Origin of the sequence: Streptomyces sp. NPDC015532, from assembly GCF_043078065.1 — a bacterium.
GTDB lineage: Bacteria > Actinomycetota > Actinomycetes > Streptomycetales > Streptomycetaceae > Streptomyces.
In genome coordinates, this window is sequence record NZ_JBIBSY010000004.1 from 382,411 (window position 1) to 402,151 (window position 19,741).

The 19,741-nt window shown below is 70.7% G+C and carries 20 protein-coding genes; 6 read left to right on the forward strand and 14 right to left on the reverse strand.

What is annotated here, in order from left to right; all coding sequences use genetic code 11:
• Positions 1–392 precede the first annotated feature (392 nt).
• Together ACF07B_RS16070 and ACF07B_RS16075 are read right to left on the reverse strand one after the other, a co-directional pair.
• Entirely contained in the window at positions 393–968 is a 576-nt protein-coding gene (locus ACF07B_RS16070; RefSeq protein ID WP_326785994.1) for a sigma-70 family RNA polymerase sigma factor, read from the reverse strand.
• 432 nt (positions 969–1,400) lie between these two features.
• Positions 1,401–2,012 carry a response regulator transcription factor gene (locus tag ACF07B_RS16075; protein WP_003948568.1) on the reverse strand — a complete coding sequence of 204 codons (612 nt, stop codon included), beginning with the start codon at positions 2,010–2,012 and terminating at the stop codon, positions 1,401–1,403.
• A 389-nt stretch (positions 2,013–2,401) separates the two neighbouring features.
• Here ACF07B_RS16075 and ACF07B_RS16080 point away from each other — a divergent pair, with 389 nt between their 5' ends.
• On the forward strand, positions 2,402–2,731 hold the full coding sequence (locus tag ACF07B_RS16080; RefSeq protein WP_362406782.1) for a WhiB family transcriptional regulator: 330 nt from the start codon (positions 2,402–2,404) through the stop codon (positions 2,729–2,731).
• 223 nt (positions 2,732–2,954) lie between these two features.
• Here the strand turns inward: ACF07B_RS16080 and ACF07B_RS16085 are convergent, their stop codons facing one another.
• A complete protein-coding gene (locus tag ACF07B_RS16085; protein ID WP_392179392.1) occupies positions 2,955–3,851 on the reverse strand; it encodes a LysR family transcriptional regulator in 897 nt (298 codons plus the stop codon).
• Between the two features lie 79 nt (positions 3,852–3,930).
• On the opposite strand from ACF07B_RS16085, the gene ACF07B_RS16090 reads away from it, so the two are divergent.
• The 4 genes from ACF07B_RS16090 to ACF07B_RS16105 all read left to right on the forward strand — a co-directional run bounded on the left by ACF07B_RS16090 (position 3,931) and on the right by ACF07B_RS16105 (position 7,752).
• Positions 3,931–4,599: an MOSC domain-containing protein gene (locus tag ACF07B_RS16090; RefSeq protein WP_392179393.1), complete on the forward strand. Its 669-nt coding sequence runs from the start codon at positions 3,931–3,933 to the stop codon at positions 4,597–4,599.
• A 153-nt stretch (positions 4,600–4,752) separates the two neighbouring features.
• A complete protein-coding gene (locus tag ACF07B_RS16095) occupies positions 4,753–5,526 on the forward strand; it encodes an SDR family oxidoreductase (RefSeq protein ID WP_328670967.1) in 774 nt (257 codons plus the stop codon).
• Positions 5,527–5,679: 153 nt separating this feature from the next.
• On the forward strand, positions 5,680–6,387 hold the full coding sequence (locus ACF07B_RS16100) for an ester cyclase (RefSeq protein ID WP_392179539.1): 708 nt from the start codon (positions 5,680–5,682) through the stop codon (positions 6,385–6,387).
• A gap of 165 nt (positions 6,388–6,552) precedes the next feature.
• Positions 6,553–7,752 carry a hypothetical protein gene (locus ACF07B_RS16105; protein ID WP_392179394.1) on the forward strand — a complete coding sequence of 400 codons (1,200 nt, stop codon included), beginning with the start codon at positions 6,553–6,555 and terminating at the stop codon, positions 7,750–7,752.
• A gap of 43 nt (positions 7,753–7,795) precedes the next feature.
• On the opposite strand, the gene ACF07B_RS16110 is transcribed toward ACF07B_RS16105, so the two are convergent.
• From ACF07B_RS16110 to ACF07B_RS16135, 6 genes are all read right to left on the reverse strand, one after another.
• Positions 7,796–8,053: a Txe/YoeB family addiction module toxin gene (locus ACF07B_RS16110; RefSeq protein ID WP_392179395.1), complete on the reverse strand. Its 258-nt coding sequence runs from the start codon at positions 8,051–8,053 to the stop codon at positions 7,796–7,798.
• Positions 8,050–8,328, reverse strand: a complete 279-nt coding sequence (locus ACF07B_RS16115) for a type II toxin-antitoxin system Phd/YefM family antitoxin (protein WP_392179396.1) — start codon at positions 8,326–8,328, stop codon at positions 8,050–8,052. The genes ACF07B_RS16110 and ACF07B_RS16115 overlap by 4 nt, the downstream gene beginning before the upstream one ends.
• 261 nt (positions 8,329–8,589) lie before the next feature.
• Complete coding sequence (gene groL / locus ACF07B_RS16120; protein ID WP_369484428.1) at positions 8,590–10,212, reverse strand: chaperonin GroEL; 1,623 nt, start codon at positions 10,210–10,212, stop codon at positions 8,590–8,592.
• Positions 10,213–10,367: 155 nt separating this feature from the next.
• Positions 10,368–10,676 (reverse strand): co-chaperone GroES, encoded by a 309-nt coding sequence (gene groES, locus ACF07B_RS16125; RefSeq protein WP_266761820.1) that lies wholly within the window; start codon positions 10,674–10,676, stop codon positions 10,368–10,370.
• A 314-nt stretch (positions 10,677–10,990) separates the two neighbouring features.
• On the reverse strand, positions 10,991–11,743 hold the full coding sequence (locus tag ACF07B_RS16130; protein ID WP_392179397.1) for a polysaccharide deacetylase family protein: 753 nt from the start codon (positions 11,741–11,743) through the stop codon (positions 10,991–10,993).
• Positions 11,740–12,069, reverse strand: a complete 330-nt coding sequence (locus tag ACF07B_RS16135; RefSeq protein WP_392179398.1) for a hypothetical protein — start codon at positions 12,067–12,069, stop codon at positions 11,740–11,742. The genes ACF07B_RS16130 and ACF07B_RS16135 overlap by 4 nt, the downstream gene beginning before the upstream one ends.
• A gap of 157 nt (positions 12,070–12,226) precedes the next feature.
• Between ACF07B_RS16135 and ACF07B_RS16140 the strand changes: the two genes are divergently transcribed.
• Positions 12,227–13,420, forward strand: a complete 1,194-nt coding sequence (locus tag ACF07B_RS16140) for a methyltransferase domain-containing protein (protein WP_392179399.1) — start codon at positions 12,227–12,229, stop codon at positions 13,418–13,420.
• Here ACF07B_RS16140 and ACF07B_RS16145 read toward each other — a convergent pair.
• The 5 genes from ACF07B_RS16145 to ACF07B_RS16165 form a co-directional block, all read right to left on the reverse strand.
• Positions 13,398–15,419: a cell wall-binding repeat-containing protein gene (locus tag ACF07B_RS16145; protein WP_392179400.1), complete on the reverse strand. Its 2,022-nt coding sequence runs from the start codon at positions 15,417–15,419 to the stop codon at positions 13,398–13,400. The genes ACF07B_RS16140 and ACF07B_RS16145 overlap by 23 nt on opposite strands.
• 151 nt (positions 15,420–15,570) lie before the next feature.
• Entirely contained in the window at positions 15,571–16,854 is a 1,284-nt protein-coding gene (locus ACF07B_RS16150) for an RNA polymerase sigma factor (RefSeq protein WP_392179401.1), read from the reverse strand.
• Positions 16,855–16,900: 46 nt separating this feature from the next.
• Complete coding sequence (locus ACF07B_RS16155) at positions 16,901–17,257, reverse strand: YciI family protein (RefSeq protein ID WP_326786029.1); 357 nt, start codon at positions 17,255–17,257, stop codon at positions 16,901–16,903.
• Between the two features lie 165 nt (positions 17,258–17,422).
• On the reverse strand, positions 17,423–18,304 hold the full coding sequence (locus tag ACF07B_RS16160) for a hypothetical protein (RefSeq protein ID WP_369486488.1): 882 nt from the start codon (positions 18,302–18,304) through the stop codon (positions 17,423–17,425).
• 305 nt (positions 18,305–18,609) lie between these two features.
• Positions 18,610–19,677 carry an LCP family protein gene (locus tag ACF07B_RS16165; RefSeq protein WP_392179402.1) on the reverse strand — a complete coding sequence of 356 codons (1,068 nt, stop codon included), beginning with the start codon at positions 19,675–19,677 and terminating at the stop codon, positions 18,610–18,612.
• Between the last annotated feature and the right edge of the window lie 64 nt (positions 19,678–19,741).

Consider the following 19,741-nt stretch of genomic DNA (forward strand, 5'->3'; position numbering starts at 1 on the left):
GCATGGCTCTCTCATTCCACGGTTGAGGGTGGGCTTCGGCCTCGTATGTTCGTACGGGATGACGGTCGTTCCCGTTCAGGCCCGCGCCCGGGGAAGGGCCCGAAGCCCGCTCGGGCAGCCCAGCCGGGGTGGACGATCGCCGTCCGGTACCCCGCTCCGCCCGCGGAGGACGGCACGGAGCCGTCCCGGCAGGCCGGATCGAGGCCGTCGGGATCCGCCACCTTTTGCCTGCAATTTGCGGAGGAAAAGGGCCCCGGCGTGCGGGGCGATGCACGACAGCGGTGACGGGTATCACCGGAACGTGTCCTACCGGCCGGGACGCGACGGGCGAGCCGGACACGACGGAACCGCGCCACCCCGGCCGCGGCGTCACCGCGACCGGACCCGGATTCCTACTGCTCCGCCAGTGCCCGCAGCCGGCTGAGCGCCCGGTGCTGGGCCACCCGGACTGCACCCGGTGACATGCCCAGCATCTGGCCGGTCTCCTCCGCCGTGAGGCCCACCGCGATGCGCAGAAGGAGCAGCTCGCGCTGGTTCTCGGGGAGGTTGGCCATGAGCTTCTTGGCCCATTCGGCGTCGCTGCTGAGCAGCGCGCGCTCCTCGGGGCCGAGGGAGTCGTCGGGCCGCTCCGGCATCTCGTCGGACGGGACGACCGTGGACCCCGGATGGCGCATCGCGGCGCGCTGGAGGTCGGCGACCTTGTGCGCGGCGATCGCGAACACAAACGCCTCGAAGGGGCGCCCGGTGTCCTTGTAGCGCGGCAGCGCGAGGAGCACCGCGACGCAGACCTCCTGCGCCAGGTCCTCCACGAAGTGCCGCGCGTCCCCCGGGAGCCGGGACAGACGGGCGCGGCAGTAACGCAGCGCGAGCGGGTGTACGTGGGCGAGCAGGTCGTGCGTGGCCTGTTCGTCGCCGTCGACCGCGCGAAGGACGAGCGCACCGATACCCGTCGTCTCGTCTTCACGCATCGGTCCATGGTGCCTCGGCGTCGTCCTGTCCGTGGCACCGCGTCCATAGTTGTGCACCGAAGCGTTATGAGCAGGTGCGCCGGAACTCATCTCCTGCGCCCTCCCCTTCCGCTCGACCGACTTGTCCCCAAGGAACTCCACACCTCAAGGATGCGGCATCCGCCGGGAAACGGAGTCCGGACACCGAGAAGGCTCTCTCCGAGGCCCCGGCCCCGCCCGCCGTCCGGCGGGCAGGGACTGCTGCCGTCATAGCCACGAGGCGGCTCACCCGAGAGCCGTCCCGTGATCCCCGGCGGGCGCGCGGCGACAGCCACGGCACCTCGCCGCGTCGCCGGACCGCCCGGACCCGCCCCGTACGAGGACGGCTCTCCGCCGTGCGACGCGGCGCGTCGGACGGCGTACGCCGATCCACCCCGGACCACGGGCCACCCCTCAGCGAACCAGGCCCCACCGGAATCCGAGCGCGACCGCGTGCGCCCGGTCCGAGGCGCCGAGCTTCTTGAAGAGCCGCCGTGCGTGGGTCTTGACCGTGTCCTCGGAGAGGAACAGCTCACGGCCGATCTCCGCGTTGGAGCGTCCGTGGCTCATTCCTTCGAGCACCTGGATCTCACGCGCGGTGAGCGTGGGCGCCGCGCCCATCTCCGCCGAACGCAGTCTGCGCGGCGCGAGCCGCCACGTCGGGTCGGCGAGCGCCTGGGTCACCGTGGCGCGCAGTTCCGCCCGTGAGGCGTCCTTGTGGAGATAGCCGCGGGCGCCGGCGGCGACGGCGAGCGCCACACCGTCCAGGTCCTCGGCGACGGTGAGCATGATGATGCGCGCACCGGGGTCGGCGGACAGCAGCCGCCTGACCGTCTCCACGCCGCCCAATCCGGGCATACGTACGTCCATCAGAATCAAATCCGAACGGTCGGCTCCCCAGCGGCGGAGGACTTCCTCGCCGTTGGCCGCCGTCGTCACGCGCTCGACACCGGGCACGGTCGCGACCGCGCGGCGGAGCGCCTCTCGGGCAAGCGGGGAGTCGTCGCAGACGAGGACGGATGTCATGACCGTCCTCCGCAGCTGATGCGCGTCACCTTGAGCCTCCAGGCTGTTACGAATCGTCACCTGTGCGGTCGACACTCGCAGGCGGATATGACCGCCTACCCGAGCGCTTGTTCCTTCAACCGCCTCAGCCATCTCAACGATGGTCACTCGAAAGAGTTACGGGGCAGCCGGCCGTCATCGGCACTGTACGTGAGGGCGCGGACACGGTGCAGACATGCGCGCCGACCCTCAACGTTTCATCACAACCCATGCCCCATTCAGCCTGTTTTCTTCCCATTTACTGGTGTCTGAGACTAGATTCGCAATGAGTCATATTTTCATCTCCTTAGATCGTAGATGTACGGTCGGTGGGCACAGAGCAGCCCAGAACGGCAGCAAGGGGACACGCAATGGCAGATTTCTCCCGCCTTCCCGGTCCGAACGCGGACCTCTGGGACTGGCAGCTCCTCGCGGCCTGCCGAGGGGTCGACAGCTCGCTCTTCTTCCATCCGGAGGGTGAGCGTGGTGCGGCACGGAGCGCTCGTGAGAACTCGGCCAAAGAGGTCTGCATGCGATGCCCGGTACGCGCGGAGTGCGCGGCACACGCGCTCGCGGTGCGCGAACCGTACGGCGTATGGGGCGGACTGACCGAGGACGAGCGTGAAGAGCTCATGGGACGGGCCCGCAACCGACTGGTCTCGGCGGCGGCCACAGGAAACGCTTCCGCCTCGAACAACTGAAGGAACGTTTCTGCCCTGAAGAAGCGTCCGCGTCGAGTACGTCAGGCCGGTGGTCCATGGGTGCGCGCGGGCGTGTGCGCACGGCCGGAGACACGTCCAGGAGACGCGCGCGGCACGTGTGAGCGACGCCGCAGACACGTACAGGAGACGCGCACAGCGCGTTCAAGCGACACAGAGGAGTTGAGCCCGTCCGTGACGGCCCGGCTCCCCGGCGGGCGGAGCGCTAGCGGGCCGCCGCCCGTGCCAGCCGGTCCAGCGTCGCGGCCACCGCCGGCACCTCGGCGAGGTCGGGGAGGGTGAGGGCGACGATCTCGCGGCGCACCGCGGGCTCCACCGTCACGGTCCGGGCCCCCATCGGACGTACGGACTCGATCGCGAGTTCCGGCAGGACGGCGACGCCGAGGCCCGCGCCCACGAGCCCCACCACCGCCGGATAGTCGTCGGTGGCGAAGTCGATGCGGGGCTCGAAACCGGCACCGCGGCAGACCTCGACGAGCTGGCCGCGACAGCGCGGGCAGCCCGCGATCCACGACTCACCCGCGAACTCGCCGATCGCGACGGACTCCGCGCGAGCGAGCCGATGCCCCTCGGGCACCAGGCCGACAAGGCGGTCCGTCAGCAGGGGCCGTACGACGAGGTCGTCCCATTCCTCCGCGCCCGGAGCCCTCTCGTAGCGGAAGGCGAGCGCGATGTCGCAGTCACCGGCCCTGAGCTTCTCGACGGACTCGGGCGGTTCGGCCTCCTCCAGGGAGACACGGGTGCCCGGGTGGGCCGCGCGCAGTGCGGCGAGGGCCGTGGGAACGAGGGTGGAACTGCCGCTGGGGAAGGAGACCAGGCGGACGCGGCCCGCCCGCAGCCCGGCGATCGCGGCGACCTCCTCCTCCGCCGCTGTGAGGCCGGCCAGGATGCTCGCCGCGTGCTTGACCAGGGCCTCGCCCGCCTGGGTGAGACGCATCTCGCGGCCCGTCCTGACGAGCAGCGGGGTACCCACGGAGGACTCCAGGGCCTTCATCTGCTGGCTGACGGCGGGCTGGGTGCAGCCCAGCTCACGGCCCGCCGCCGAGAAGGATCCGGTGGTGGCGACAGCACGGAGAACACGGAGATGACGAGCCTCGATCACCCATCGAGCATAAGCGTGTCTTGGGTTCGGCGCCGAATATCACGTCGACGCTTTGACCTGTATCACCTAGCTTGATGGCATGAAGCTTCTGTCAGTGAACCTGGGCCGGGCCCGGGCCGTCCCGTACACGGACCAGCCGGGGGGCATGACCGGCATCGACAAGCGACCGGTCGACGGCCCGGTCCGCGTGACGGCGCCGGGGCCCAAGGGGACCGGCGGGAGCGGGCTGGCCGGGGACGCCGTGTGCCACCTGCGGCATCACGGCGGTGACGACCAGGCGGTGTACGCGGTGGCGCGCGAGGACCTCGACGACTGGGAGCGCGAGCTCGGCCGGACGCTGCCGAACGGCGGGTTCGGCGAGAACCTCACGACGCTGGGGCTCGACGTGTCCGGCGCGCTGATCGGTGAACGCTGGCGGATGGGTTCCGGGCTCGTCCTGGAGGTCACCTGCGGGCGCATCCCGTGCCGCACCTTCCAGGAGCACCTCGGCGAGAAGGGCTGGGTCAGACGGTTCACGCACCGGGGTGCGCCGGGCGCGTATCTGCGGGTGATCGAGCCCGGCGAGATCCGCTCCGGGGACCCGGTCGAGATCGTGCACCGGCCGGGCCACGATGTCACCGTCGCCGTCCAGTTCCGCGCCTCGACGACCGAACGGACGCTGCTGCCGAGCCTGTTGGCGGCGGGCGAGGCCCTTCACCCGGAGTCGCTGGCGGCGGCGCGGGAGTACGTGGCGACGTACGGCGGATAGGGGCGGCGTCCGAGCCCCCGTCCGCGGGGAGGTCCGTGCCGTGTCCACGGTGTGCCCGCGTACGCGGGGCCTGGTGCTCGGTACGGACGGAGCGCGGGCGGACGGTGGGCGGCGGCGGGGGCGGGGGTCCCGGCCGGTCACTACCCTTGCGCCATGACAACGGCTCTGATTACGGGATCGACCGCGGGGATCGGTGCCGCCTTCGCGCGGCGGCTCGCGGCGGACGGGCACAACCTCGTGCTGGTGGCGCGGGACACGAAGCGGCTGCGCGAGCAGGCGACCGAGCTGCACGACCGGCACGGCATCGAGGCGGAGGTGCTCACCGCGGACCTGGCGACGGACGAGGGCATCGAGGAGGTCGCCGCCCGGCTGTCCGACCGCAAGAGCCCGGTCGACCTGCTGGTCAACAACGCCGGCTTCGGCAACAAGGGCCGCTATCTGGACGTGTCGATGGCGGACGAGCTGAAGATGCTCAAGGTGCACTGCGAGGCGGTGCTCCGGCTGACGTCGGCGGCGACCGAGGCGATGCGGGAGCGCGGCCGGGGCGGGGTCGTCAACGTGGCGTCGGTCGCGGCGTTCGTTCCGCGGGGTACGTACGGGGCGTCGAAGGCGTGGGTCGTGCAGTTCACCCAGGGCGCGGCCAAGGACCTCGCGGGCAGCGGGGTGCGGCTGATGGCGCTGGCTCCGGGCTTCGTGCGCACCGAGTTCCACGAGCGGGCGGGCATGGGCACGGACAACATCCCGAACTGGATGTGGCTGGACGCCGACAAGCTGGTCGCGGCGGCCCTCGCCGATCTGGCCCGCGGCAGAACCCTGTCGGTCCCCGATCCCCGGTACAAGGTGCTGATGGGCGTGGTGAAGGTGACGCCGCGGGCGCTGCTGGGCGGGATCTCGTCGAAGACCGGGCGGAAGTACGGCCCTCAGTGAGGTAGCGCCCCGGCGAAGTACGCCCCCCGGCGGGGGGATCGGGCGGGACGCGCGGAACGCGGGGTTCGCGATGATCGAGCGGTGGGTGGTGCCGCCCCTCCGGTGGGAGGATTGAGGGTGAATCAACCGGACCAGGGGGCCGGAGGCGGCGCCATGACATTCATGCAGTTGATTGACTGTAGAACCAGTCGGTTCGATGAGATGAACCAGCTGATGGACACATGGGTCGAGAAAACCAAGGGGAGACGGACCGCGACGCACAGCGTCATCGGCAAGGACCGCTCCGACGCGAGTCACTTCGTGGAGATCGTGGAGTTCCCGTCGTACGAAGAGGCGATGCGGAACTCGAACCTTCCGGAGACCGAGAGGATCTTCCAGGAGATGGTGGCGCTCTGCGACGCCATGCCGACGTTCACGGACCTCGACGTGGTGCGCGACGAGCAGCTCTACGCGGCGAACATCCGCGCGTACTTCGAGTTGCTCTCGGCCCCGGGTGAGCCGGCGTCGCTCAACGCGCTGATGGCGGAGGGCTATCACGACCACGATCCCGGCAACGAGCAGGACGTCATCGGGCTCGACGCGGTACGGCGCGAGATCGAGATGTGGCACGGCGGCTTCGACTTCGCGTTCACCATCGAGGACCAGATCACCGAGGGCGACCGCGTCTGCACGAGGTGGACGTGGAACGGCACGCACACGGGCGACTTCATGGGGATGCCCGCGTCCGGGAAGCAGGCTTCCATGACCGGCACGACCATCTTCCGGTGCGGGGAGGACGGAAAGATCGTCGAGGGCTGGTGGCAGTACGACCGGCTGGGCCTGATGGCCGGTCTCGGCGCGCTGGACGCCCTGGAGGGCTGACCCCATCGGATTGCCCCGGAGTGCCTCTCGGGTTCGAACGGCCTCGATCGGCCGTCGTCGACGCCCGTTCCCCGGACAGGGGTTCGGAGGATCTTCCTTGTCCGCTCAAGTCGGGAACCGTACGCTGATCCTCTTTCTGTGAGGGCGTGGCATCCGGGGGCTGTCGTGAACGTCGGGGGACAACTTCTCGGCCAGGGCATCGCGAAGATCAACCCGCCTCGGGGAGGGATGCGGCTCGTCCGGCTGGAGGCGGTCGCGTCCTTCACCTGCTCGCGGTGCGCTCGGACGAAGACGGCACGTTCCGTCGCCGTGGGCGATCGGACGCTCCTCTGCAACGGCTGCTACGGACGCCTCCAGGAATCGCCCGCGGACCACGACCAGCCGTCGAGGGAAGACACCACGGACGATCTCGCGCCGATCGTCGCGGCGGAACCCGACGGCGGGCTTCCCCACTCGGTGCTCAACACCGGTCTCACGGTCGAGTGGAAGTTCTCCGTGCGTGCCGGGCATCTGGTGCACGGCACCTGCCCCGTTCCGTCGGAGATGGCCGACCGGGCCGCCCCTCAAGAGCCGCTGGAGCTCACTTTTCTGCGTGGCCGTCACCGCATACGGGTCCTTGACGAGCAGAAGGGTGTCCGGCTCCGGGAACAGGGTGGCGAGGCACTCCTGACCGGACTGACATGGCAACCCTTCGTCCTTCCCGGGACGCACGTGTCGGTGCGGTGGGACACCTGGAAGAAACTCCGCCTGGCCTACACCCCGCTCGACGAGCCCGTCGTCTTCGGCGGCACCGTCGTGCGCTACGCCTACGACCCGCGCATCATGACCCGCGAGCTGGCGGCCTTCGACGCCCGCGTGGACCGGGTCGAGGAACTCGTGCTGATCGCACTGCGGGAGCTGGGGTACCTCGACGAGACGGGCCGGGCCCTGCTTCCTCAGGAGGCGTTGATCCGGAACACCATCGAGCGCGCGCATCCTCAGCCGCCGGCGAGGAAGAAGATCGACGGGGCGATCGCGCGGCTCCTTTCCCGCGGAATGCTCACCTGGGAGCAGGGCAGCGTCAACGCCTCCGGCGCACTGCACTATCCGGCACGGCGGGGAGCGACACCGGTTCCGCTGCTCTGCTACGCGCCGACGCTTCGGGTCGCGGAACGTGAGGATCTACGGAACGAGGCCGGAGCCGGACACGCGATGAGCGCTCACCGCGTGGCGGGCCATCTGATGCGCATCGGGCACCTCGGCAAGGAGGCGAGCACGGAAGCGAAGGCCGCCTACCGGGAGGATCACGCACAAGCCGGCCTGGCGGGACCCCACGTTCTGCCCCGCGGCTACACCTACGTCCGCGAGCACGAGCGGGGGATGTAGCGCGCGGGTCGGTGAACGTACGCCGCGGGCTTCCGAGCGTCGCTCAGTAGTGGTAGCGGGCCTTGATGATCACGACTTCCTTCTCGGTGGCCCGGTAGACCAGCCGGTGTTCGTCGTCGATCCGGCGTGACCAGTAACCCGACAGGTCACCCTTCAGCGGTTCGGGCTTGCCGATCCCCGTGAAGGGGTCGCGCTGGATCTCCCCGATCAGGCGGACCAGCTTGCCGAACAGCTTCTTGTCGGCGGACCGCCAGTAGAGGAGGTCCTCCCATCCGGTGGGACGGAACCGTACGTCCCTCACCCCCCGTCCTCCGCCATGGCCGTCAACTCGTCCACGGACCTGGCGATCAACGGTGTCTCGGCAGCCTTGTCCTCGGCGACGGCCGCCATGAGGCGGGCGGCGTTGGCAGGGCTGCGGAGCAGGTAGATGGTCTCCTGCCAGGAGCGGAAGTCGTCAGCCGACATCAGTACGGCGTTGCCGCCCTTGGAGGTGATCTCGACGGGTTCGTGATCGTCGTTGACCTGCTGGATGAGCGGGAACAGCCTGGCTCGGGCCTCGCTGGCGCTGATGGCCATGGACGCATCCTCCCAAGAAATGGTACAGAATCACGGTACCACTCAACCGGTACAAGGATCCTGTACCGGTCCGGAGTGAGCTCCCGGAAGGCACCCCCGCGTGACCCGGCAGGACCCTCCTGACGTCAAACATGCGTCGGCGCCCCCGGACAGCACTTCGCCCCGCCGTGGGAACGGCGGGGCGAAGTGGTCAGGCACGGTCCGGCGAACGGGGTCCCGCCAGGGGCGTCGGCCCCGTCCTACGGACGTTCCCGGTGTGCGTCAGTGCGAGTGCCCGTGGCCGTGGCCGGCGTCGGCCTCTTCCTCGGCCGGCTTCTCGACGACCAGGGTCTCGGTCGTGAGGAGCAGGGAGGCGATGGAGGCGGCGTTCTCCAGGGCGGAGCGGGTGACCTTGACCGGGTCGATGACGCCGGCCTTGACCAGGTCGCCGTACTCGCCGGTGGCGGCGTTGAAGCCCTGGCCCTTGTCGAGCTCCGCGACCTTGGCGGTGATGACGTAGCCCTCGAGGCCGGAGTTCTCGGCGATCCAGCGGAGCGGCTCGACGGCGGCGCGGCGGACGACCGCGACACCCGTGGCCTCGTCGCCGGTCTTGCCGAGGTTGCCCTCCAGGACCTTGACGGCGTGGACGAGCGCGGAGCCACCACCGGAGACGATGCCCTCCTCGACCGCGGCGCGGGTCGCGGAGATGGCGTCCTCCAGACGGTGCTTCTTCTCCTTGAGCTCCACCTCGGTGGCCGCGCCGACCTTGATCACGCACACGCCGCCGGCCAGCTTCGCGAGGCGCTCCTGGAGCTTCTCGCGGTCCCAGTCGGAGTCGGTGTTCTCGATCTCGGCCTTGATCTGGTTGACGCGGCCGACGACCTCGTCGGAGCTGCCGGCACCGTCGACGATGGTGGTGTCGTCCTTGGTGACGGTCACGCGGCGGGCGCTGCCGAGCACGTCCAGGCCGACCTGGTCGAGCTTGAGGCCGACCTCCTCGGCGATGACCTGACCACCGGTGAGGGTGGCGATGTCGCCGAGCATGGCCTTGCGGCGGTCACCGAAGCCGGGGGCCTTCACGGCGACGGCGTTGAACGTGCCGCGGATCTTGTTCACGACCAGGGTCGACAGGGCCTCGCCCTCGACGTCCTCGGCGATGATCAGCAGCGGCTTGGAGGCGTTCGACTGGATGACCTTCTCCAGCAGCGGCAGCAGGTCCTGGATGGAGCTGATCTTGCCCTGGTGGATGAGGATGTACGGGTCGTCGAGGACGGCCTCCATACGCTCCTGGTCGGACACCATGTACGGGGACAGGTAGCCCTTGTCGAAGGCCATGCCCTCGGTGAAGTCGAGCTCCAGGCCGAAGGTGTTGGACTCCTCGACGGTGATGACACCGTCCTTGCCGACCTTGTCCATCGCCTCGGCGATGAGCTCGCCGACCTGGCTGTCCTGCGCGGAGAGCCCGGCCACGGCGGCGATGTCGGACTTGTCGTCGATCGGGCGGGCCGTCGCGAGGAGCTCCTCGGAGACGGCCTTGACCGCGGCGTCGATGCCCTTCTTCAGCAGCGCCGGGGAGGCACCCGCGGCGACGTTCTTCAGGCCCTCGCGCACGAGCGCCTGGGCCAGCACGGTGGCGGTGGTCGTACCGTCACCCGCGATGTCGTTGGTCTTGGTCGCCACCTCCTTCACCAGCTGGGCGCCGAGGTTCTCGAACGGGTCCTCGACCTCGACCTCACGGGCGATGGTCACGCCGTCGTTGGTGATGGTGGGAGCGCCGAACTTCTTGTCGATGACGACGTTGCGGCCCTTGGGGCCGATCGTCACCTTCACCGTGTCGGCAAGCTTGTTGACGCCGCGCTCAAGGGCGCGACGGGCGTCCTCGTCGAACTTCAGGATCTTCGCCATGGGAGCGGTTCAGCCCTCTCGGAAAACTTGGGAGAAACGAACGGCGCCCCCAGCGCCCGGTTCATCGAAAGTAGCGGGGGCCAGGGGCGCAGTTCACTGCAATGCTTGGTGCGGGGTTGTCCGGGGGAAGTCCCCGAACGCCCTTACCGGGTGAATTACTTCTCGATGATCGCGAGCACGTCGCGAGCCGAGAGGACGAGGTACTCCTCGCCGTTGTACTTCACCTCGGTGCCGCCGTACTTGCTGTAGAGAACGATGTCGCCGACGGCGACGTCGAGCTCGACACGCTTGCCGTCCTCGATGCGACCCGGGCCCACGGCCAGGACGACGCCCTCCTGGGGCTTCTCCTTGGCCGTGTCCGGGATGACCAGGCCGGAGGCCGTGGTCTGCTCGGCGTCGAGCGGCTGGACCACAATGCGGTCCTCAAGCGGCTTGATGGCAACCTTGGAGCTGGTGGTCGTCACGATCCGACCTCCCCCTTCGGAGATCTCACGGGGTTAACTGTCTGAGGTGGCGACCAGGTGGATCCGTCGTCGCGGGTGCCGGATCTGCCCGTCGCTATTGGCACTCTCCAGGGGGGAGTGCCAGACCTGAGACTATGACTGTGATTAGCACTCGGTCAAGCGGAGTGCCAAAGGCAGTCGGCGTGGCGTGGGCCGGAAGGGGCCGGAAGAGGCCGGACCGCACCGAATGGGCGCCTCTCCGGGGTCCATCTCCGGTCGGCCCGCGGGCAGCTCTCCGCTCGCCCCCGGCCGGGCGGCTCCGCGCCCTGCGCCTCCTAGAGGTAGTTCTCCAGCCGCGCCAGGGTGAAGCCCTCGCGCTGGATCCGGCGGAGCAGACGGAGCGTGGCGCCCGCGAGATCGGGTTCGGCGGGGCCGGCGAGGATGTCGCCCGGCCGGAGCGGGTGCGCGTCGGCCGTCCTGCCGAGGACGATCGCGGCGACCCCGCAGTCGGCGGCGGCGCGCAGGGTGGTGTCGTCGTACCGGCCGTGGGGGGGCCGCAGCAGCCGGGGCCGGACGCCGAAGCGCCGCGTGAGCTTGTCCTGCTGTCCGCAGATCTCGGCGCGCTGGCCGGCGTAGGGCAGACCGCGCAGGGTGGCGTGGTCGAGGGTGTGGTTCTGGACGCTCGCGCCGACCGCGCGCAGCCGGGCGAGGCGGCCGTACCCGGGGCCGGCGACCCGGTCCGTGAGGAACACGCTGACCGGCAGACGCAGTTCGCGGACCATGTCGGCGAACCGCGGATCACGCTCCGCCCCGTCGTCGTACGTCAGGAAGACCACCTTGTCGCGGGTGCGCACCTGGTTCACGACGGGCGGCAGTCCGGTGTCCGCGGTGCGCGCGGTGGTCCGGACGGGCACGTCCGGCGCGGGGGCGAGCGGGGTGGCCAGACCCCAGCGGCGGTACGCCGACTGCGTCGGGTGCACCCGCTGGGCCGCCTTCTTGCCGAGCCGTTCGATGGGGTCGACGGACTGCGCGCAGCCGCTGAGCAGTACCGCCACGAGGAGCCCGGCGGCCGGCACCCGCACCCTCACAGGTAGTCCTCCAGACGCGCGCCGGCGTATCCCTCGCGGGCCTTGACGGCCGGATTCCCGGCGGGCGGCGCCGGGGGCGTCAGCGGCTCCTCGGCCGGCCCCCGGCGCCGGGCGGCGGCGGCGCGCCGGGCCTGCGCCGGGCTCAGCCGGTCCGCCTGGGCGGCGAGGGCGCGGGCAGGGCCCGCCCTGAGCACGGCCCGCGGGGCGCGGGCCGGCGTGGCGACTCCGGTTCCCGGGGCGTGGGCCGGCGTGGCGACTCCGGTTCCCGGGGCGGGGTCCGAGCCGGTCCCGGCGCAGCCGGAGGCGAGAGGGGCGAGGGCGAGCACGCCGACTCCCCGGCGCGCACCAGCCCCGTTTGCACCGGTTTTATCATTTTGTCGTACGGGTCGCATGGAGCCGGATCCTCCCAGCTCACCGCCCCCGTGAGGGCCCCGACACCGCCGCCGGCAGCACACCGTCCACCGACTGGCCCACAATGGCCGGGTGAACGACGTCTCCTTCGCCCCTCTCCTCACCGCCGAGGGCCGCGCCCTGCTCGACGAGGTCCGCGCCACCGAACCGGCACAGGAACTGGCCGTCGCCACCCGGCTGCGCCGCGAGCACCCCGCAGAACTGGTCTCGGCGGCCCTCGGCCAGGCACGGCTGCGGCAAAGGGCGGTGGCGAAGTTCGGCGCCGAGGACGCCGGGCGGATGTTCTTCACCCCGAACGGGGTCGAGCAGTCCACCCGCACGACCGTGGCCGCGCACCGCGCCGAGCGGCTGCGCGCAATGGGGGTCCGCTCCGTCGCCGACCTGTGCTGCGGCATCGGGGGCGACGCCATCGCGCTGGCCCGCGCCGGAATCCGCGTCCTGGCCGTCGACCGCGACCCGCTGACGGCCGCCGCCGCCCGCGCGAACGCCGACGCGCTGGGACTCGCGGACCTGATCGAGGTGCGCGAGACGGATGTGACGCAGGTGGACACCGCCTCGTACGACGCCGTCTTCGTGGACCCGGCACGCCGGGGCGGCCGGGGCCGGATCTTCGACCCCGAGGCGTACTCGCCGCCGCTGTCCTGGGCGGTCGGAGCGGCCGTGAAGGCTCCGATCGCCGCGCTGAAGATCGCCCCCGGCATCCCGCACGAGGCGGTCCCCGCCGAGGCGGAGGCCGAGTGGATCTCGGACGGCGGGGACGTGAAGGAGGCGGTGCTCTGGTTCGGCACGGAGCCCGGCCTGGTGCGCGCCACCCTGCTGCCGGGCCCGCGCGAACTGCGCGGCCGCGGCCTGCCGGATCCGGCGGTCAGGGCCGTCGGACGCTATCTGTACGAACCGGACGGCGCCGTCATCCGCGCGCATCTGGTCGCCGAGGTGGCCGAGGACCTGGACGGCGGACTGGTCGACGAGACGATCGCCTACGTCACGGCCGACGAGCTGCGCCCGACGCCGTACGCCTCCGCGTACCAGATCACCGACCAACTCCCGTTCAACGTGAAGAAGTTGAAGGCGCTGCTGCGGGAGCGGGAGGTCGGTGTCCTGACCGTCAAGAAGCGTGGATCGGCCGTCGAGCCGGAGGAACTGCGGCGCAAGGTGAAGCCGCGGGGCCCGCACTCCGCGACGGTGTTCCTGACCCGGGTGGCGGGCGCCCCGACCATGCTGGTGGGGGCACCCGCCAAGCCGCCTACTGCTGGTGGCGGGTGCTGAGCGGACCGAGGTCCGGCCCGGTGACGGGCCGCGGCGCCGTGCCCGTCCGCACCGCCGAGGCGCCTGCGGGCGACCCGGCGACCGAGGACGAACTCGCCATCGGCGCAACGCCGTTGTAGTAGGGCGTGTACGTCCACTGGCCGCTGCTCGCGCTGATCGCCGTGCCCGCGGAGTCCAGCGCCGCCGTCGACACCGAGCCGGTACCGCCGAAGACGCCGATGCCGTTGATGTTCGCGGCGCCCTTGAGCAGGTAGGACTTGGTGTCGGCGGTCAGGGTGGTGACGTCCGTCCACAGCAGCGGGCCGAAGACGTTCATCGCCGCCGCGGCCGAGGTGCCGCCGCGCCAGCTGTCGGTGGAGGCCAGGGACACGCTGCCCGGAGCGCCCCACCAGAACCGCGCGAGGGCGGCCGCGGTGCCCGCGTTGGTGCTCGCCGTGACCGGGTAGTAGGTGTACGTCGACGGCCAGTGGGAGAACGACGTGTGCGTGAGCGCGTACTTCGCCGAGCCGCCGACCGGGATCATGTAGGTGTCGCGCGGGTCGAGGCCGTTGAGGTACGACTTCACCGACGAGGTCAGCGTGTTGCCGTCGTTGAGCACGACGACCGCCTTGCCGCTCGTCCCGTCCGCGCCCGCTGCCGACGCGGCGGCGAGCGCCGAATGGTAGTCGGTGCCGGTCGCGATGAAGACGTAGTCCGGCGCGCTGGTGATCGACTTCGCCACGGCGACCGAGGTCGAGTAGCGGGAGGTGCCCGCCAGCCGCTTCGGGACGAAACCGAGCGCGGTGACCTTCGTCGAGACGGCGCTGCTCAGGATCGACGTGCCGCCGACGAGGTAGACGCTCGCGCCCGGCTTGAGGGTCCGCTTCAGCTCGTTCTGGACGGACGTCGACAGCGAGGTGCCCGGGGTCAGCAGGACCGGCCCGTGCTTCTTGCCCGCGAGGGCGGGGGCGGTCAGCGCGTACGACTGGCTGTCCCGGGAGACGAGCACGGCGGACGAGGCGTTCATGAGCCCCGGCTCGCTCTTGCCGACCGTGTTCCAGGTCCAGCGCGACGCGGCGATGTTGCTGCCGTAGACGTCGGCGCCCCAGACCCGGGCGACGGTGTTCTTGCGCAGCGGCTGCCACGCGGGCGAACGGCCTCCCCAGGGGAAGGGCTGTCCCTCCGTCACCGTGTCCGCCGTGATCGTCATGACGACATTGCTCTCCTGGCGGCCACCACTGGTGGGCCGGTCGAAGTGCACGACGAGCCGGTCGCTCGCGGGCGCCCAGGAGGGGCTGTCGTAGTCACCGGCGTCGACGGTCAGACGGCGCTCGCCGGTGCCGTCGGTATTGATCGAGAAGAGCTGGCGGTGACCGTCGACGGTGCGGATGAAGGCGACCTTCGTGCCGTCGGGCGAGATGGCGGGCGAGCCGCCCGCGGCGAGCTTGGTCTCCGTCTTGGTGGCGGCGTTGTAGAGCACGACCGACGGCGTGGTCGTGGTGCAGCCGGTGCCGTTGCGCTGGAAGGCCAGCAGCGTGCCGGTCGCGTCGCCGCTCGGCACGAGGTCGCAGCCGCCGGTGGCCAGCAGCCGGACCGGGGTACCGCCGCCGGCCGGGATCGAGTAGAGCTTCTTGGCCGCGGAGAAGACGATCTTGCGGCCGTAGGTCCAGTACGTGGGGTGGGAGGCCGAGCTGCCCGATGCCGACGAATAGACCGTCGTCACGCTGAGGCTGGTGAGGCCGACAGTTCCCAGCCCTCCGGCCGACTCGAAGACGACGCGGCTGCCGTCGGGCGACCACGCGGGCGTCTGGTCGTCGGAGCCGTTCGAGACGCGCTTCTCGCCGTTGCCGTCGACGTCCACCGACATGATGCCGTCGTTCGAGACGGCGATCCGGCCGTCGGCCGCCGGCCACCCGGTGACGTCGGCCGACGCGCCCGGCGCCAGGGCTATTGCGGTACCGGCGGCCAGGGCCGTCGCCGCGGTGAGCGCCACGAGTCTGTGGCGCGCGGAAATTTTCAAGGGTGTACCCCCCAGGGTAGGTGCGGTGGCTGCCGGACCACGCCTCGCGGGGGCCTACGGGTGAACGGAGAGCGTCCTTCCCGTGTACGGCAGCGGCGTCACTGTAAGCCCTTGCCGATCACGTTGGGAACGGAGTTACCGAACGGGAATCTCACGAACCCCGCAGCTCACGGGCCCGCGCCACCAGCAGCTCCCGCTCCCGCTCGTTGCGCGCCAGCGAGGCCGCCCGCTCGAACTCCGCCCGCGCCTGCGCCGTACGGCCCAGCCGGGCGAGCAGGTCGCCGCGCACGCTGGGCAGCAAGTGGTAGTCGCGCAGGGCGGGTTCGTCGGCGAGGGCGTCCACGATCTCCAGGGCGGGGCCCGGTCCCTCGGCCATGGAGACCGCCACGGCGCGGTTCAGCTCGACGACCGGAGAGGGGGTGCGGGCCGCGAGCAGGTCGTAGAGGGTGGCGATCCGCCCCCAGTCCGTGTCCTCGTAGGCGTAGGCCTGCGCGTGACAGGCGGCGATGGTGGCCTGGAGGACGTACGGCCCCGGACTGCCCGTGGCGACGGCGTTGGCGCGGCCCAGCGCGGTGAAGCCCCTGCGGATCAGCATGCGGTTCCAGCGGCGGCGGTTCTGGTCCTTGAGGAGGACGGGTTCACCCCCGGGCCCGGTGCGGGCGGCCGCCCGGGACTCCTGGAGCTCCAGCAGCGCGGCGAGCCCGTGCACCTCGGGCTCCTTGGGCATCAGCTCGGCGAGCACCCGGGCCAGCCGGAGCGCGTCCTCGCACAGCGCCGGACGGAGCAGGTCGTCGCCCGCCGTCGCCGCGTACCCCTCGTTGAAGACGAGGTAGATGACCTCCAGTACGGACCCGAGCCGGGCCTCGCGCTCGGGTCCGTAGGGGACCTCGAAGGCGACCCCCTTCGCCGCCAGTGTCCGCTTGGCCCGCACGATGCGCTGGGCGACCGTCGTCTCCGGGACGAGGTAGGCGCGGGCGATCTCGGACGTCGTCAGGCCACCGAGGAGCCGCAGGGTCAGCGCGATGCGGGCCTCGGAGGACAGGACGGGATGGCAGGCGGTGAAGACCAGACGGAGCAGGTCGTCGTCGATGTCGTCAGGATCGGCGGGCTCGTCGAGGTGGTGCGGCGAGGACAGCGAGAGGTCCCGCCCGACCTCCTCCAGCTTGCGCGCGTAGCGCTCCCGGCGGCGTACGAGGTCGATCGCCCGGTGCTTGGCCGTGGCCGTCAGCCAGGCGCCCGGGTTGTCGGGCACACCGTCCCGCGGCCACTGCTCCAGCGCCGCGACCAGGGCGTCCTGGGCGAGCTCCTCGGCGATTCCGACGTCGAGGACGATCCGGGCGACGCGCGCGATGACGCGGGGCGACTCGATACGGAAGATGGTCTCGACGGCCGTGTCGACGCCGCCGGCGGGGGCTCGTCCGGGCTGCTGTTCCACAGCTCACCATCAGACACCCGCGGCGGCGTCAGGCCAAGGAGACCGCTCAGCCCCCGGCGATCTCCCGCACCTCGCAGGTGACCGTCCAGAACTCCTCGTGCGTCTTCAGGAACCGCTTGGTCCACTCCACGGCCTCGTCCATGTCCTTGCACTGCATGATCGCGTAGCCGCCGACGACCTCCTTGGACTCGGTGAAGGGACCGTCGGTGACGGACAGCTGCCCACCCGACCAGTGGACGCGCTTCCCCTGCGCGGTGGGCGTCAGGCCGTCGGTCTCCAGCATGACGCCCGCCTTGGTGACCTCCTCGATGAGCTCGCCCATCCGCTGCATCAGTTCGGGGCTGGGACCCTCGGCGGGCGCGGTGCTCTCGTCGATCTGGACCAGGGAGAGATAGCGGGGCATGGTGACTCCTCGTGTCGGTGGTGCCTCGGAGGCGGGGCTTCTCCCTGCCTCTCACCCGTGCGTCGAACGGGAGACACCTGCTTCGACACCGTCCCCGGATTCTTTTGGTTTCTTTCCCGGGGCGGGCCCGGATGGATCAATCGGGGGGGGAATCGGGGATTCGGGTCAGTCGGCGAAGTCCTCGCGCTTCTGTGTGTCCGGTGTGAGCCCCACCGTGCGGGTCCCGGAACGGAGAGCGGCGCGCAGCCGTCCGGCATGGGCCCGCACTTCATGCGCCGCGAGGGCGGGCCGCCCGCCCCGGCATCCCCCGCACAAGCCGCCCCGCAGTTGCCCACCGTCCCCGCCCGGTTCCCCGCACGCCGTGCACACCAGCTCGTAGCGGGGCGCAGGTGGAAGCGGCTCGGGTCGCGGGGGCAGCTTGGCGAGCAGCCGGGCGCGTACGAAGGCGTAGGCGTGCGCCACCCGCTCCGGGAGCCCGGCCGTCAGCGCCTGGACGAGCTGCGGCTCACCCGCGCCCCGCGCAAACCACTCGGCGGCCTCCCCCTCCAGTGCCGCGCACTCCCCCGCCGACAGCGTCAGCCGGGCGTCGATCCGGCCGAGGCGGGCCAGCAGGCTGTAGGCGGTCGAACGCGCCGCCGCCACGGGCCGCTCGGTCACCGGCGTCTCCCCGGCGAGAAGGGCGTTCCACCAGGCGTCGTCGTGCGCGGTGCGCGAGAAGAAGGTGTGCCAGACCCAGCGGGGGTGGCCGTCGACGGTGACGGGGCGGCGCACCCTGCGCAGATGCCCTGCCGCGGAAAGGTTGTTGAGGGCCGTGGAGAGGGCGCACTGGCCGTACGGGAGGTGCTTGGCGAGTGTCTTGATGGAGAGGTCCGACTCGTCGGCGAGCCGGTCGATGTACGACGCGATCGATGCCTCGCGGGTGGGCAGATGTGCGAAGTCCCGACCGGTCCGTGGGGTTTGGTCGGGCGCCGACCGTTTTCCGTACCCCGGATTGGCCAGGGGATGGGCGGACGGGCGCAGGGCAGCACTAGGCTGGGTGACAGCCATGGATCGACTCGCTTTCGATCAACGTGGTCAGACCCCCGCGTGGTGCTCCAACACCCACGGGGGTCGATGCTTTCGCGGCGCACGCTACACGCACGCCACGCTCCGCCGCGACCCGATCACGAAAAGTCATATCCCCTGGCCCGGACGGCACTTCGGCCGTCGGCAAGGGAGGGAGGGTGGGTTGAGCCTCCCACCCATTCCCTACAAAAGAGGCTCGAATCCCGAGCCCCGAAGCTCAAGCCCCGCGGACCGGTCCGACAGAATCACCCGAGTCGTGGCGTCACTTGAGCGAAGCCCGGGGATCGTTACTTGAGCGAGGCCCACAGGTCGCTCGCCTCCGGCTCGTTCGCGATCACCCTGTTGTGATCCGAGGGAGCAGTCACCACCGGCATCATCACCGTCGTGACCTCGTCGGAGGAGAGGGACTTCAGGCTCTGGCCGAGCTTCATCAGCTCGCCGAGGGAGTCCAGCCCGGTGTCCGTCGTCAGGCTGCCGGTCACCGCGTTCGCGACGCTGTAGAGCTTGGCCGGGTCGGTGAGCAGACCGGCCGACGAGATCTGCCCCAACAGGGCTTTCACGAGCTTCTGCTGGAGTCCTATGCGGCCCAGGTCACTGCCGTCGCCTATGCCGTGCCGGGTGCGGGCCAGGGCCAGCGCCTTCGTGCCGTCGAGGTGGTGCTCGCCCGCGGTGAGATGCAGGTGGCTCTGGTCGTCGTCGATGTCCTCGTCCGTGGTGACCGTGACACCGCCGAGCGCGTCCACGAGCGCGGCGAAGCCGGAGAAGTCGATCTCGATGTAGTGGTCCATGCGGACATCGGTGAGGGACTCCACCGTCTTCACCGCGCAGACCGGACCGCCGATCGAGTAGGCGCTGTTGAACATCGCGTTGTACGCCACCGCCGTCGACCCGCCGGAGGAGGTCGGGCAGGCCGGCCGGGTCACCAGGGTGTCCCGGGGGATGCTCACCACGGTCGCCCGGGTGCGCCCCTCGTCGATGTGCACGACCATCGCCGTGTCGGAACGGGCGCCGGAGCTGTCGCCGCCGCCGAGCTTCGCGTTCGCCTTGCCGCTGCGCGAGTCGGAGCCGAGGACCAGGATGTTCAGGGCGCCGCTGGGAAGCGGGGAGGCGGAGGCCGACGCCGGGGCCGAGGGCGTCACCACCGCCTTCGCCGGGCGGTCGTCGCCGAGCGCGCTGTTGATGTCGACGCTCTTGATGTTCTGGTTCAGATGCCAGTAGGCCCAGCCCGCCGTCCCGACGCCCAGCACCAGCAGTCCCGCCAGGGTGAGACCGGCGGCCTTCAGTACCCGCGACCGCCGGCCCACCGGCCCGACCCCGTCCCCGAACCCGTCCCCGATGTCCTTGTGTCCCGTCACGAGGAGGAACGTAAGTCCGAATTATTAGGGGACTGTTAGGGAAAGAAGCGCGAAACGAATTTCT

What these genes read in the sequence shown, in the direction of transcription:
- ACF07B_RS16115 (WP_392179396.1), bottom strand. Translation starts at nt 8,328, where the DNA reads ATGGCCATCAGCGCCAGCGAGGCCCGAGCCAGGCTGTTCCCGCTCATC.
- ACF07B_RS16155 (WP_326786029.1), bottom strand. Translation starts at nt 17,257, where the DNA reads ATGCCCCGCTATCTCTCCCTGGTCCAGATCGACGAGAGCACCGCGCCC.
- ACF07B_RS16070 (WP_326785994.1), bottom strand. Translation starts at nt 968, where the DNA reads ATGCGTGAAGACGAGACGACGGGTATCGGTGCGCTCGTCCTTCGCGCG.
- ACF07B_RS16075 (WP_003948568.1), bottom strand. Translation starts at nt 2,012, where the DNA reads ATGACATCCGTCCTCGTCTGCGACGACTCCCCGCTTGCCCGAGAGGCG.
- ACF07B_RS16160 (WP_369486488.1), bottom strand. Translation starts at nt 18,304, where the DNA reads ATGGCTGTCACCCAGCCTAGTGCTGCCCTGCGCCCGTCCGCCCATCCC.
- ACF07B_RS16100 (WP_392179539.1), top strand. Translation starts at nt 5,680, where the DNA reads ATGACATTCATGCAGTTGATTGACTGTAGAACCAGTCGGTTCGATGAG.
- ACF07B_RS16080 (WP_362406782.1), top strand. Translation starts at nt 2,402, where the DNA reads ATGGCAGATTTCTCCCGCCTTCCCGGTCCGAACGCGGACCTCTGGGAC.
- ACF07B_RS16095 (WP_328670967.1), top strand. Translation starts at nt 4,753, where the DNA reads ATGACAACGGCTCTGATTACGGGATCGACCGCGGGGATCGGTGCCGCC.
- ACF07B_RS16090 (WP_392179393.1), top strand. Translation starts at nt 3,931, where the DNA reads ATGAAGCTTCTGTCAGTGAACCTGGGCCGGGCCCGGGCCGTCCCGTAC.
- groL (WP_369484428.1), bottom strand. Translation starts at nt 10,212, where the DNA reads ATGGCGAAGATCCTGAAGTTCGACGAGGACGCCCGTCGCGCCCTTGAG.